The 13,069-nt window shown below is 64.5% G+C and carries 12 protein-coding genes; 2 read left to right on the forward strand and 10 right to left on the reverse strand.

The features are described 5' to 3' along the window. The first annotated feature begins 380 nt into the window (after nucleotides 1-380). Nucleotides 381-1,562, forward strand: a complete 1,182-nt coding sequence (locus N4T19_RS05030) for a glycoside hydrolase family 5 protein (RefSeq protein WP_260719608.1) — start codon at nucleotides 381-383, stop codon at nucleotides 1,560-1,562. A 10-nt stretch (nucleotides 1,563-1,572) separates the two neighbouring features. On the opposite strand, the gene N4T19_RS05035 is transcribed toward N4T19_RS05030, so the two are convergent. The 10 genes from N4T19_RS05035 to ppa form a co-directional block, all read right to left on the reverse strand. Continuing rightward, entirely contained in the window at nucleotides 1,573-2,850 is a 1,278-nt protein-coding gene (locus N4T19_RS05035) for an amidohydrolase family protein (protein ID WP_260719609.1), read from the reverse strand. 53 nt (nucleotides 2,851-2,903) lie between these two features. After that, on the reverse strand, nucleotides 2,904-3,827 hold the full coding sequence (locus N4T19_RS05040; RefSeq protein ID WP_021025091.1) for an ABC transporter permease: 924 nt from the start codon (nucleotides 3,825-3,827) through the stop codon (nucleotides 2,904-2,906). 49 nt (nucleotides 3,828-3,876) lie between these two features. Beyond that, nucleotides 3,877-4,938, reverse strand: a complete 1,062-nt coding sequence (locus N4T19_RS05045) for an ABC transporter permease (RefSeq protein WP_260719610.1) — start codon at nucleotides 4,936-4,938, stop codon at nucleotides 3,877-3,879. 9 nt (nucleotides 4,939-4,947) lie between these two features. After that, on the reverse strand, nucleotides 4,948-6,522 hold the full coding sequence (locus tag N4T19_RS05050; RefSeq protein WP_260719611.1) for an ABC transporter ATP-binding protein: 1,575 nt from the start codon (nucleotides 6,520-6,522) through the stop codon (nucleotides 4,948-4,950). 138 nt (nucleotides 6,523-6,660) lie between these two features. Further along, nucleotides 6,661-7,665 (reverse strand): BMP family protein, encoded by a 1,005-nt coding sequence (locus N4T19_RS05055; RefSeq protein WP_260719612.1) that lies wholly within the window; start codon nucleotides 7,663-7,665, stop codon nucleotides 6,661-6,663. Between the two features lie 424 nt (nucleotides 7,666-8,089). Further along, nucleotides 8,090-8,428 carry a hypothetical protein gene (locus N4T19_RS05060; protein WP_133248230.1) on the reverse strand — a complete coding sequence of 113 codons (339 nt, stop codon included), beginning with the start codon at nucleotides 8,426-8,428 and terminating at the stop codon, nucleotides 8,090-8,092. A 17-nt stretch (nucleotides 8,429-8,445) separates the two neighbouring features. Continuing rightward, a complete protein-coding gene (locus N4T19_RS05065) occupies nucleotides 8,446-8,844 on the reverse strand; it encodes a phage holin family protein (RefSeq protein WP_021025096.1) in 399 nt (132 codons plus the stop codon). A gap of 107 nt (nucleotides 8,845-8,951) precedes the next feature. Next, the gene (locus tag N4T19_RS05070) at nucleotides 8,952-9,269 is read right to left on the reverse strand and encodes a DUF883 family protein (protein ID WP_043338381.1); all 318 of its coding nucleotides are present in this window, start codon (nucleotides 9,267-9,269) and stop codon (nucleotides 8,952-8,954) included. A 235-nt stretch (nucleotides 9,270-9,504) separates the two neighbouring features. Beyond that, a complete protein-coding gene (locus N4T19_RS05075; RefSeq protein WP_260719613.1) occupies nucleotides 9,505-10,617 on the reverse strand; it encodes an NAD(P)/FAD-dependent oxidoreductase in 1,113 nt (370 codons plus the stop codon). A 136-nt stretch (nucleotides 10,618-10,753) separates the two neighbouring features. After that, on the reverse strand, nucleotides 10,754-11,281 hold the full coding sequence (ppa, locus tag N4T19_RS05080) for an inorganic diphosphatase (protein ID WP_116927687.1): 528 nt from the start codon (nucleotides 11,279-11,281) through the stop codon (nucleotides 10,754-10,756). Between the two features lie 262 nt (nucleotides 11,282-11,543). On the opposite strand from ppa, the gene N4T19_RS05085 reads away from it, so the two are divergent. After that, the gene (locus N4T19_RS05085) at nucleotides 11,544-12,977 is read left to right on the forward strand and encodes an aldehyde dehydrogenase family protein (protein ID WP_116927686.1); all 1,434 of its coding nucleotides are present in this window, start codon (nucleotides 11,544-11,546) and stop codon (nucleotides 12,975-12,977) included. Nucleotides 12,978-13,069 lie beyond the last annotated feature (92 nt).

The following is a 13,069-nucleotide window of genomic DNA, read 5'->3' on the forward strand; positions in this document are numbered from 1 at the left end:
GACAACTCCCCGGCCTGAAAAATGGCAGCCTCAGCTGCCATTTTTTTATGGGTGTACGGTCCACTAACGGGCGATACAGCCAGGGTCCCTCGGCCCTGCAGACATGTGGTTTCGAAACCCTGGCCTGCACGGCATCTACCCAGCCCGCATGGGCAGGACTTGGCGCCCGCAGCCTTGGTTGGGACCTGCCTTGCTGCGACACCAAGCGACAGGGTGCTTCATGGTGTGCTACCGGGCCAATGGCATGGATACACGACACAGCCCCCAAAAAGCAGCCTCGAAAGCGCCCCGACTGGTTGCAAATAGAAATCAATCACCCCAATCGCAGTGATAGCATCTGCACACCCCTTTGCTACCGGCTTGCCCTCCGCCCTGCTTCCATGTTCAAGATTTCTGCCCTCTGCCTTGCACTGGCGCTGTCCGCATCGGTGCGAGCGGCCGACCGGGCCGCCTTCTGGACCACCACACAACGCGGGGGCAACAGCTTTAACCGCTTGCCGCCGGATACCCGCTATTACCAGGACTTGCGCGGCTATGGCGCCAGCTGGGTGCGGCTGTCCTACGACAAATGGAAGCCCGAGCAGCGCGATTTTTTGATGGGCAATGCGGATGACTACCAGCAGCTGGTGGCATCGGACCTTGCCACGCTCAAGGCGTCGGTGGCCAAGGCCCATGCGGCGGGGCTCAAAGTGGTGATTGCGCCGCTGTCCCTGCCGCTGTCACGCTGGTCGCAAAACAATCAGGGTAAGTTTGATGACCGCATCTGGCAGGACAAGGCGCACTGGAAGGCCGCCGGCCAGTTTTGGCAGGACCTGGCGCGCGCCTTGAAGGACACGCCCGGCATAGCGGCCTATAACCTGATCAACGAGCCCGCGCCCGAAAAACAAGGCGGCCTGGCCGAGCATGCCAGTGCACCAGACATGCAGGCCTGGTATGCCAATGCCCAGGGCGGATCGCGTGACCTACCCGCCTTCTACCAGTACCTGATTGCCCAGATCCGCGCGGTCGACCCGTACACACCCGTCATGGTCGATGCCGGTTGGTATGGCGCGGCGGACGCCTTCGTCTATTGGCCCGAGGCGCTGCAGGACAAAAGGGTGCTCTACAGCTTTCACATGTACGAGCCCTACCAGGCGACCAGCGGCCCCAACTTGAAGCGCAAGCAGCCCTACCGCTACCCGGGCGATGTGCCCTTTGCCGGCAAGACCCAGCTGTGGAACCAGCAGCGCGTGGCCCAGTACCTGGATGCCGTCAACGGCTGGGCACGCTCCTTGGCGATTGCGCCCGAACAGATCGTCATGGGCGAGTTTGGCTGTGTGCGCATGCTCGACAGCTGCAGCCAGTACCTGGACGATGTTCTGTCCTATGCCGAGGACAAGCGCTACCACTGGGCCTTTTACAGCTTTCGGGAAGATGCCTGGGATGCGATGGACTACGAACTGGGCCAGGCCAAGGTGCACTGGCGCTACTGGGAGGCGATGGAAAAAGGCCTGCCCGATCCGGTCAAGCGCAGCGCGACCCCCGAGTTCGAGCCCATCCGCAAGCGCTTGCAACAGCGCTGAAAGCTGCCGATTAGCGCGCGCTCAACAGCGTGGTGCTGCCAGGGCGCCCTGGCAGGTTCAAGCTAGCCACCGGTGCCGGTGTGCTGGCAATGCGCTGGCCACGGCGCCATACGCCCAGGCGCGTGGCCTTCAGGCGCAGCGCCTCGAACGGGTCCTTGGCATGCAGCAGCACAAAGTCGGCATTTGCACCTTGCTCGATGCCATAGCCTTGGAGGCCCAGCAAGCGTGCGGGGTTCAGGGTGATGGCATCAAAGCATTGCTGCATGCCGGCGCGGCTGGTCATCTGCGCCACATGCAGCCCCATGCTGGCCACCTCTAGCGCATCACCCGATCCCAGGCTGTACCAGGGGTCCATCACGCAGTCATGGCCAAATGCCACCGTGAGGCCCGCGGCCATCAGCTCGGGCACGCGCGTCATGCCACGGCGCTTGGGGTAGCTGTCATGGCGGCCCTGGATCGTGATGTTGATCAAGGGGTTGCTGACAACGCCCAGCTGCGCCTCGGCCATCAGTGCCATCAGCTTGCTGACGTAGTAGTTGTCCATGCTGTGCATGGAGGTGAGGTGCGAGCCGGTCACGCGGCCCTGCAGGCCCAGGCGCTGGGTGTGGTAGGCCAGGGTCTCCACATGGCGTGACATCGGGTCATCCGACTCGTCGCAGTGCATGTCCACCCGCTTGCCGCGCTCGGCGGCCAGCTCGCAGAGAATGCGCACGCTCTCGGCGCCATCGGCCATGGTGCGCTCAAAGTGCGGAATGCCGCCGACGACATCGACGCCCAGGTCCAGCGCGCGCTTGAGGTTGTCCAGCCCGCCCGGTGTGCGCAGCACGCCGTCTTGCGGAAAGGCCACCAGCTGCAGGTCGATATAGGGCGCCACGCGCTTTTGCACATCGAGCATCGCTTCGACCGGCAGCAGGCTCGGATCGCTGGTGTCCACATGGCTGCGGATGGCCAGGAGGCCGCGCGCCACCGCCCAGTCGCAGTAGGCCAAGGCACGCTCGACCAGCGCCTCATGCGTCAGCTGGGGTTTGAGCTCGCCCCACAGCGCAATGCCTTCGAGCAAGGTGCCGCTTTCGTTGACACGCGGCATGCCGTAGCTCAGGGTCGCATCCATGTGGAAATGCGGGTCCACAAAGGGTGGGCTCAGCAGCAGGCCCTGGGCGTCCACCACCTCGGCAGCGGGCGCCTGCAGGCCCTCGCTCACCTCGGCAATCTTGCCGTCCTGCACAGCCACCGACATGTTCTTGCGGCCATCGGGCAAGCTGGCATTGTGAATCAATAAATCAAGCATTTTTTATCCTTGTAGGCAGACCAGGGTCTGCATCGTGGAGCGCAAAGCGCGGCTCAGCGCTCACCTTTGCGGTAGGGTTTCATCAAAGCCTGTGGGTAGGCGGCTTTGCGGGCCACCAGCACCAGCGCCAGGATCGACAGCAGGTATGGCAGCATCAGATAGAACTGGTAGGGCACGAGGCCATCGCCCGACTGCTGCAGCCGCAGCTGCAGTGCGTCGAAGAACGCAAACAGCAGCGCGCCGAGCAAAGCCTTGCCTGGCCGCCAGGAGGCAAACACCACCAGCGCCACGCAGATCCAGCCCCGGCCGTTGACCATGTTGAAGAAAAACGCGTTGAAGGCCGACAGCGTCAAAAACGCACCCGCCACGCCCATCAGCGCCGAGCCTGCAATGATCGCACCGCTGCGCACCGCCATCACGGCCACGCCCTGGCCTTCTGCGGCCTGCGGGTTCTCGCCCACCATGCGCACCGCCAAACCCAAAGGCGTGCGAAACAGCACCCAGGCCAAGAGCGGCACCAGCAGCAAAGCCAGCAAGGTCAAGGCGGTCTGGTCGCCCAGAATCGGAATCGGCAGCCAGTCCATCGCCTCAAACGGCGTGATCGTGGGTGGCGTGTTCACCTTGGGAAAGCTCACGCGGTAGCCGTAGTACGACAAGGCCGTCGCCAGCATCGTGATGCCCAGGCCCGAGACATGCTGCGACAGCGCCAGGCCCACCGTCAGCCAGGCATGCAGGCTGCCCAGCACCGCGCCGGTGAGTGCCGCGACCAGCACGCCCGTCCACAGGCCGTGGCCGGCATACACGGTCAGCCAACCAGTAAAGGCACCGGCCACCATGATGCCCTCGATGCCCAGGTTCAGCACGCCAGCGCGCTCGCACAGCAGCACCCCCAGCGTGCCCAGCAGCAGCGGCGTAGCGGTGCGCAGCACGGCCACCCAAAAAGACGCATTGGCCAAAATATCCATCACATCGCTCATGATGCACCTCGCACTGGCGTTTGTTTTAGGGGTTTCAACATCACAGCGCTCACTTTCTGCGCAGGCGGTATTGGGTCATCAGGCTGGCCACCAGTACCGACAAGAGCGAGGCGGCCACGATCACATCGGCAATCGCATTGGGCACGCCGACGGCGCGGCTCATGCTGTCGGCGCCCACGAGCATGCCGGCGACAAATACGGCCGAGGCCACCACACCCAGCGGGTGCAGGCCGGCCAGCATCGCAATCACGATGCCGCTGTAGCCATAGCCGGGTGACATGTCCAGTGTCAGGTAGCTGGTGCGGCCCGCCACCTCGATGGCGCCAGCCAGGCCCGCGAGCCCGCCCGACAGCAGCGCGACCAGTACGACCGTGCGGGTCACCGGCACGCCGGCAAAGGCTGCCGCGCGGGGGTTGGCGCCGGCTGCGCGGATGTCAAAACCCGGCACCGCCCGCTGCAGCAGCAGCCACAGCGCGACCGCCAGGCCCACCGCCATCAGCAAGCCGTTATGCAAACGGGTCTGCACAATCAGCTTGCCCAGCTCCAGGTCGCCCTGCAGCGCGACGCTCTGCGGCCAGCCCATCGCCATCGGGTCTTTCATCGGGCCATCGAGCAGGTAGGACACGGCCAGCAGCATGACAAAGTTCAGCAGCAAGGTGGTCACCACCTCGTCAACACCCAGCTTGGTCTTCATCAAGGCCGGGCCCAGCAGCAAGGCCGCGCCAGCCAGTGCGGCAGCCAGCAGCATCAGCGGAAACAGCAGATAAATGGGCAGCTCAAAGCCCGTGCCGCCATGCATGCCGCCTACGGCCACGGCAGCCACTGCGCCGGCATAGAGCTGGCCTTCGGCACCGATATTGAACAGCCGCGCCCGGAAAGCCACCGCTGCAGCCAGACCGGTCAGGATCAGCGGCACGGCGCGCGTCAAGGTCTCAGACAGCGCAAACAGTGAGCCGAAGGCTCCTTTGAACAGCGCCACATAGGTAGCACCAACGGGCGCGCCCGCCCACAGCACCAGCAAGCCGCTGATGGCCAAGGTAAATACCACCGCACCCAGGGGCGCAGCCACCATGGCCAGCGTCGAGGGGGTTGCTCTTTTTTCTATACGCATTGCAGTCTCTCAGCCCTGGCGCGCAGGCGCTGTCATAGGAGATCCGGCCATGGCCAGACCGATGGTCTCGCGGCTCCAGTCCGCAAAAGGCAGCACGGGTGACAGATGCCCCTCGTGCATCACGCCGATGCGGTCTCCGAGGGCCAGCACCTCGTCCAGGTCGTCCGAGATCAGCAGCACCGCGGCGCCGGCATCGCGCGCGGCCAGCAGTTGCTGGTGCACAAAGCGCACCGCGCCAATATCGAGGCCCCAGGTGGGCTGGTGCGCCACGATCAGGCGCGGCGCCATGCCCTCGGCGCCCTGGGGTGCCAACAGTGCCCGGCCCAGAATCAGCTTTTGCATATTGCCGCCCGACAGCGAACGGGCCGGTGCATCGAGACCGCCGCCGCGCACATCGAACTGCTTCGACACATGCTGGGCCTGGCTGCGCGCCTGTGCACGGCGCACCCAGCCCCAGCGCGAAAACCAGGGGCTGCGCAGCCGCTCGGACACGGCGTTTTCCCACACCGGCAAGTCACCGACCACGCCGGTGCCATGGCGGTCTTCCGGGATGCGCGCCACGCCCTGGGCGACCAGGGCCACGGCCGATACCGGCATCGGCGCGCCCAGGTACTGCACCGTGCCCTGGCCCGGTCGGCGCATGCCGCAGAGCATATCGGCCAAGGCCACCTGGCCGTTACCCGAAACACCGGCAATCGCCACCATCTCCCCGGCCTTGAGCACCAGCGACACATCGACCAGGCGATCGCGCGCGGTGGATTTGGCCGAGGCCGTGGTGTGCACATTGCGCAGGCTGCAGACTTCGTCGCCCACCTTGGCGGCAGGTTGGCGCTCGGGCAGGCTCACCGCCTCGCCCACCATCCACTGCGCCAGCTGCGCCTGCGTGGTGCCTGCGGTCGGCGCCTCGGCCACCAACTTGCCGTGGCGCAGCACGGCCACGCGGTCGGCCACGCGCAGCACTTCGCCCAGCTTGTGGCTGATAAAGATGATCGACAGGCCTTGGGCCACCATCTGGGACAAGGTCGCAAACAGCGCCTCGCTCTCCTGCGGGGTCAGCACGGCCGTGGGCTCGTCCAGAATCAAGATCCTGGCGCCCCGGTACAGCGCCTTGAGGATTTCCACCCGTTGGCGCTCGCCCACCGACAGGTTGCCCACCCGTGCATCGGGGTCCACCACCAGGCCAAACTGGCGTGCGACCTCGACCAGTTTGGCGCGGGCCTGGCGCTTGGCTGACTTGAGGCGCAGCAGCGATTCGCTGCCCACCATGATGTTGTCCAGCACACTCAGGTTGTCGGCCAGCGCAAAGTGCTGGTGCACCATGCCGATGCCCGCAGCCAGCGAGGCGCGCGGCTGGCCCGGCGGCAGCGGCTGGCCCATCACATCAATGCGCCCCTCATCGGCCACATAGTGGCCAAACAGGATCGACATCAAGGTGGATTTGCCCGCGCCGTTCTCGCCCAGCAAGGCCACGATCTCGCCCCGATGCAGGGTCAGCGAAATGGCGTCATTGGCTACCAGCGGGCCAAAGCGTTTGGTGATGCCGTGCAGCTGGAGCACAACAGGAGAGGAACTTGGAGGAGACATGGGCAACAGGCCGCTGGGTTCGCTGGGCAGGCGACGGGGCCTGGCAGCTGGCACAAAAACAGCCCCGGCATGGGCCGGAGCTGGAAGTTGGTGGCGCCGAGCTGCTATAGCGCTGCGCCTAGGCAATCCAGGCCCGGCTTACTTGGCCGTGGACTTGGGCTGCGAGTCGTCGACCTTCACGACGAACTTACCCGACAGGATGTCGGCCTGCTTGGCCTGCACCTTGGCGATCAGGTCCGCCGGCAGCTTTTTCTCGAAGGTGCCAAACGGTGCCAGCGAGGAGCCCTTGTACTTCATCATCGAGTACGGGCCGTAGTCCTCGGCCTTGTAGCTGCCGTCCCTGACCGCCTTGATCGCGCGCTCGACGCTCGGCTCCATGTGCCACAGGGCCGAGGCCACCACGGTGTCGGGGTACTGCGCCTGGGTGTTGATCACATTGCCAATGGCCAGCTTGCCCTTTTCCTTGGCTGCATCGCTCACGCCAAAACGCTCGGCGTAGAGCACATCGGCGCCCTTGTCGATCATCGCAAAGGTCGCTTCCTTGGCCTTGGGTGGATCAAACCAGCTGTTGATGAAGCTGACGGTGAACTCCACCTTGGGATTGGTTTCCTTGGCGCCCGCCATGAAGGCGTGCATCAGGCGGTTGACTTCGGGGATGGGGAAGCCGCCGACCATGCCGATCTTGTTGGTCTTGCTCATGCCGCCAGCGACCATGCCGGACAGGTAGGCAGGCTCCTGGATGTAGTTGTCGAACACGCTGAAGTTGGGCGCCTGGATCTTGCCCGACGAGCCCATCACAAAGGCGGTCTTGGGAAAGTCCTTGGCAACCTTGCGCGCGGCCGCTTCCACGCCAAACACCTCACCAAACATCAGCTGCGCGCCGCCGGTGGCGTACTCGCGCATCACGCGCTCGTAGTCGGCATTGGCCACGTTTTCGCTGGACTTGTACTCGATCTCACCCCGCGCCTCGGCGGCCTTCAGTGCCTCATGGATGCGGCTGACCCATTGCTGCTCGTACGGCACGGTGTAAACCGCCGCGACCTTCACCTTGGTCTGCGCCCAGGCCGGTGCAGCCGACAGGCCAGCCAGCGCGAGGGGCAGTGCAGCCAGGCAGGTTTGAACAATATGACGCCGTGTAGTCATCAAGAAACTCCTTAGGGGTGAGATCCACTTGCCATCCAAGTGGGCGGGCGAGAGAAGCAAGTTCTGTACCATGTCTTGTGCCAACGTGCTGCACTCGCTTGTGGCCGCTACTGCATTAAGAGCAGCAAAGTGCAGCTGGCCGACAAGCAACAGCGCTTGCAGCAGCAGAACACACACAAAACAAGCGCAACACGCAATGCGTATATACACAGCGCGCCGCGCATTCTACCCACATCAGCGGCGCTTGAAAGCCATTTTTCGCCACGCGATCGCCGGCAGCAAGCGGGCAGTCCCTATCTTCGGGAATATGCGTAGGCCGATGTGGCACAAAAAAACCGCCATGCATCGCGGCATGGCGGTCTCAGGGGGTCGGTAGATACCGAGCAGCGCGATCGCAGCGCGGAGGCACCGCGCAAGACGCCACTCAGTGGTTGCGGCGCAGCTTCATCACAATCGGCATCGCAATGGTGGCCATGCGAATGAGCTTGCGCGGCCCCAGCAGCAAGCCGGCGCCGACCAGGCCAGCGCAGACCAGCGGATGCTCGCGGCCAAAGCTGATCAGGCGCTCGGCCAGCGTGCCATAGGCCATGGGGTGGTGCTGGCCGCCGGTGGCATCGCGGCGCAGCGCCAAGGCTTGTTCACGCGCCAGGCGGCGGCCATCCAGGCGCTCGCGCTGGTTCTGGATGCGCAGCAGCACTTCCCGGGCCTCAGGGTCTGTGGCCTGCAGCAGTTGCAGCTCCGCGTCTTTGCTTGGGTTGATCATCGCTTGGGTCCCCTGCATTACTTGAGACGGCCCTTGACCGCTTGCCAGTCCTGGCGCAGCACGGTCTTGGTCAGTTGGAAGGGGTTGGCCGCCTTCTTCGTGGTCAGGTACAAAAAGGCCAGCACACCCAGCCACAGCACCAGCCAGACACCGGCGACCAACCAGGTGGCCAGCATGCGGTTGGGCGTATCCCAGAACGAAATGATGATGGCGCCCGAGAGCACCGTCAGGGCCACAATGGTCAGACCCGCGACCACCAAACCCATCAGGACCAGCCAGATCAGGTTCTTTTTCTGCTCCTGCCATTCAATGGCCAGCAGATCCATTCGGTCTTCAGCCGCTATGGCGCTTTCCGACAGCAAGGCGCGAAAACGCGCCAGCATGTCATCGACGCCCAGCACAGACAACCAGTTCATGGACTCTCCTCGTGCATATGGGGCACCTGCGTGCCCCTTGTTCTTGGTGTCGGCCCGGCGGGCCTTGCCAGCGCGGCCATGGGGCCCACGCTGGCTTCGGGCTCAGCTTAGCGGCGCGAGAAGATAAAACCGATCAACGCGCCGACGGCCAGCGCTGCACCGGCAACACGCCATGGCTCGTCATGGGCGTAGCGGTCAGCAGCCAGCGCAGCTTCCTTGGCCTGGCGGGCGGCTTCTTGGGCCGCGCGCACGGCGCCCTCACGCGCATCACCGGCGCTGTCTTCCAGGCGTTGGCGCAGTTGCTTGATGTCGGGCACGCCGTCCAGGTCCTTGCTCGACAGCACGCCGCGCAGATCGCTCACCAGTTTTTCCAGATCAGCCTGGGCATTCTCAACGGTATCGCTCAGCAAATTGGATTTACGCATGTTCATCATCCTTTTCTTGGTCAGGCTACAGGAAAGTTCCGCATCCGCCCTGCGCAGCCAAGGCTGGCTGCTGCATGGCATTCGCTCCGTTACATGTTAACGGAGAAAGCTGCGGCCCCGGGTTCCGATATGCACCCCTACCTGTCAGAAGATTCCGACTATCGCCGTCAAACTGTGGCTTTTGTCGCATTTATGTGCGCATCGAAGGTCCTGCGCGTCTGCCCCTTGACGGCGGTCAAGCCGCTTCCTGGGCCACCGCCTCATTGACCGCCTTGGCAATGGCCAGGCAGCTGGTCAGCCCGGGCGATTCGATGCCCAGCAAGTGGAACAGGCCCGGCGCGCCATGCACTTCGGGCCCTTGCAGCACAAAATCGGCATCGGGCGCGCCCGGGCCAGTGATCTTGGGCCGGATACCGGCGTAACCTGCGACCAGCGCGCCATCTTGCAGGCCAGGCCAGTAGCGGCGCACGGCAGCATAAAAGGCCTCACCCCGTGCCGGGTCCACCACCAGGTCATCGGCGCTGTCCACCCATTGCACATCCGGGCCAAACTTGGCCTGGCCGCCCAGGTCAAGGGTCAGGTGCACACCCAGGCCGCCCACCTCGGGGACGGGGTAGATCAGCTGCTTGAATGGCGCGCGGCCACCCAACGTGAAGTAATTGCCTTTGGCGTAGTGGGCGACTGGCAGCTGCGACAGATCAGCGCCTGCAAACTTGCGCGCCAAGTCAGGCGCCCACAGACCTGCGGCATTGACCACGGTCCTGGCCTGCAGCTCGGTGCCGTCTTCGGTGCGCAGAACGATGCCGCCCTCCTCGCAACGGGCAGTGGCCAGCGGGCTGTTGAACACCACCATGCCACCGGCGTTTTCCAGATCGCCTTGCAGGCTCAGCATCAGCCCGTGGCTGTCGACAATGCCGGTGCTGGGCGAATGCAGCGCGGCCACGCATTCCAGCGCGGGCTCCATGGCCCTGGCCTCCTCGCGGCTGAGCGGCACCAGGTCATCCACCCCGTTGGCAGCGGCATGGCGGGCAATGTCCTGCAGCTTGGCGCGTTGCGCTTCCGACGTGGCCACGATCAGCTTGCCGCAGCGCTGGTGGTCAATACCGCGCTCCTGGCAGTAGGCATACAGCAAGGCCTTGCCCTCCACGCACCAGCGCGCCTTGCGCGAGCCCTGGGCGTAGTAGATGCCCGCATGGATCACCTCGCTGTTGCGCGAACTGGTGCCCATGCCAATGGCGTCCTGCGCCTCCAGCACCAGCACCTCACGCCCGGCCAAGGCCAGCTCGCGGGCAACAGCCAGCCCCACCACACCCGCACCAATCACCACGCAATCGACAATATCGGCCACTTGCTCGCTCCTTCGCTTTTATATGCCCGCCAGCTTAGCGCCTGGCGCGTCGCCCCAAAACAAAAAGCCGGTTAAAAACCGGCTTTCGTCAGCGTTGCCCGGCCAGGGCCGCAGGGCCCCAGCAGGCGGCGTCTGCTTACTTGTTGTAGTTGGCGATGCCGTCCACGATTTCCTTGTGGGCTTCGTCCACACCCTTCCAGCCCAGCACCTTCACCCACTTGCCCTTTTCCAGGTCCTTGTAGTGTTCGAAGAAGTGCGAGATCTGCTGGAGCACCAGGTCATGGATGTCGCTCAGGTGGTTGATCTTGTCGTAGGCAGGCAGCAGCTTTTGGGTGGGCACGGCCAGCACCTTGCCGTCCACGCCGGACTCGTCTTCCATGTGCAGGATGCCGATCGCGCGGCAAGGCACGACCACGCCGGTAGGCAGGGGGAAAGGCGTCATCACCAGCACGTCCACGGGGTCGCCGTCACCCGACAGGGTCTGGGGCACATAGCCGTAGTTCACCGGGTAGTGCATGGCGGTACCCAGGAAGCGGTCCACGAACACGCAGCCCGAATCCTTGTCCACTTCGTACTTCACAGGAGCGGAGTTGGCCGAGATTTCGATCACAACATTGAAGACATCAGGGGCCTTGGAGCCAGGGGTCAGTTTTTCGAAGGACATGCGATTCCTATGAGGTCAATTGAATGGAGGGCCGACAGCACGCGAGCGGCCCGCCAGCGGCAAAACCCCGTGATTTTAGGTGCATTGGCCAGCCATTGGCCAAAAAATGCCTAGCGCCTGGGCAAATGGGGAGGTCAAACCCGTGACAACCGCGGGCTCATCCCCGTAGGCGCAGCCCCATTCCTGCGCTATCGTGGGGGCCGTTTCGAGCCTGCCGCCTGGCAGACTCTGCCGCCTATTGCACCCATAACGGAACCACGCCATGCAATTGCATTACATCGCCAACGCCTCTGTGCCCTCGCTGTCGGGCAAGACCATCCCTGTCATTGACCCCTCGGACGGCCAACCTTTTGATGAAATCCAGCGCGGCAATGCGGAGGACGTGGACCACGCGGTGCAAGCTGCGCGCCTGTGCTACGACAACGTGTGGCGCAAGACCAGCCCGGCCGAGCGCAGCCGCCTGATGATGCGCCTGTCGGCCAAGGTGCTTGAGCACGCCGACGAACTCGCCGCCATCGAGCAGCGCGACTGCGGCAAGCCGACCAAGCAGGCCAAGGCCGATGCGCTGGCCCTGGGCCGCTATTTCGAATTCTATGCGGGCGCGGCCGACAAGCTGCATGGCGAGACCATTCCCTACCCCAACGATTTCAGCGTGCTGACCTGGCGCGAGCCCCATGGCGTGACCGGCCACATCGTGCCCTGGAACTACCCGATGCAGATTTTTGGCCGCTGCGTGGGCGCGGCGCTGGCAGCGGGCAATGTCTGCGTGGTCAAGCCCTCCGAAGATGCGTGCCTGAGCCTCATCCGCGTGGCGCAGCTGGCCGCTGACGTGGGCTTTCCTGCCGGGGCGATCAACATCGTCACCGGCTTTGGCCATGAGGTGGGCGATGCGCTGGCGCGCAACCCCGATGTGGACCACATCAGCTTTACCGGCAGCCCCCGCATCGGCACCTTGATCGAGCAAGCGGCTGCGGAGCGCCACTGCCCCTGCACCTTGGAGCTGGGCGGCAAGAGCCCGCAGATCGTGTTCGCCGATGCCGATCTGGATGCCGCCATCCCCACCATCATCAACGCCATCATCCAGAACTCCGGCCAGACCTGCTCGGCCGGCTCGCGCCTGCTGGTCGAGCGCAGCATCTACGAAACCCTGCTCGCTCGCCTGGGCAGCGCCTTCGAAGCGCTGCGCGTTGGCCCCGCCAGCCTGGACCTGGACCTGGGCCCGCTGATCCGCCAGACCCAGCAGCAACGCGTCTGGGACTTTCTGAGCGATGCGCACAACGACGGCATCTCCGTCGTCGCCCAAGGCCAGATCATCGACGAGGCGCCCGAAGGCGGCTACTACCAGGCCCCCACCTTGCTGCGCGATGTGCCGGTGGACCACCGCCTGGCCCAGGAAGAGATCTTTGGGCCTGTGCTGAGCGCCATGGCCTTCGACAGCGAAGAAGAAGCCATCAAGATGGCCAACGCCACCCAGTTCGGCCTGGTCGCCGGCGTCTGGACGCGCGATGGCGGCCGCCAGTTCCGCGTGGCCAAGCGCCTGCGCAGCGGCCAGGTCTTCATCAACAACTACGGCGCCGGCGGCGGCGTGGAGCTGCCCTTTGGCGGCACCAAGGCCAGCGGCCATGGCCGCGAGAAGGGCTTTGAGGCGCTGTATGGATTCACCACGCTGAAGACCGTCGCCATCCGCCACGGCTGATACGGACCTGGGGGCGATCCACCCGCCCTCCCCCCCAGCGCCGCCCCTGCTCTGCAGCGGCGGCGTGATTGTTTTTACAATGGAGGGCTGCG

It is taken from the genome of Comamonas squillarum (assembly GCF_025309455.1).
GTDB classification, from domain to species: domain Bacteria; phylum Pseudomonadota; class Gammaproteobacteria; order Burkholderiales; family Burkholderiaceae_C; genus Comamonas; species Comamonas squillarum.

Excerpts from the sequence above, each read along its gene's own strand:
- N4T19_RS05030 (WP_260719608.1), top strand. The coding sequence starts at position 381 with ATGTTCAAGATTTCTGCCCTCTGCCTTGCACTGGCGCTGTCCGCATCG.
- N4T19_RS05035 (WP_260719609.1), bottom strand. The coding sequence starts at position 2,850 with ATGCTTGATTTATTGATTCACAATGCCAGCTTGCCCGATGGCCGCAAG.
- N4T19_RS05040 (WP_021025091.1), bottom strand. The coding sequence starts at position 3,827 with ATGAGCGATGTGATGGATATTTTGGCCAATGCGTCTTTTTGGGTGGCC.
- N4T19_RS05045 (WP_260719610.1), bottom strand. The coding sequence starts at position 4,938 with ATGCGTATAGAAAAAAGAGCAACCCCCTCGACGCTGGCCATGGTGGCT.
- N4T19_RS05050 (WP_260719611.1), bottom strand. The coding sequence starts at position 6,522 with ATGTCTCCTCCAAGTTCCTCTCCTGTTGTGCTCCAGCTGCACGGCATC.
- N4T19_RS05055 (WP_260719612.1), bottom strand. The coding sequence starts at position 7,665 with ATGACTACACGGCGTCATATTGTTCAAACCTGCCTGGCTGCACTGCCC.
- N4T19_RS05060 (WP_133248230.1), bottom strand. The coding sequence starts at position 8,428 with ATGATCAACCCAAGCAAAGACGCGGAGCTGCAACTGCTGCAGGCCACA.
- N4T19_RS05065 (WP_021025096.1), bottom strand. The coding sequence starts at position 8,844 with ATGAACTGGTTGTCTGTGCTGGGCGTCGATGACATGCTGGCGCGTTTT.
- N4T19_RS05070 (WP_043338381.1), bottom strand. The coding sequence starts at position 9,269 with ATGCGTAAATCCAATTTGCTGAGCGATACCGTTGAGAATGCCCAGGCT.
- ppa (WP_116927687.1), bottom strand. The coding sequence starts at position 11,281 with ATGTCCTTCGAAAAACTGACCCCTGGCTCCAAGGCCCCTGATGTCTTC.
- N4T19_RS05085 (WP_116927686.1), top strand. The coding sequence starts at position 11,544 with ATGCAATTGCATTACATCGCCAACGCCTCTGTGCCCTCGCTGTCGGGC.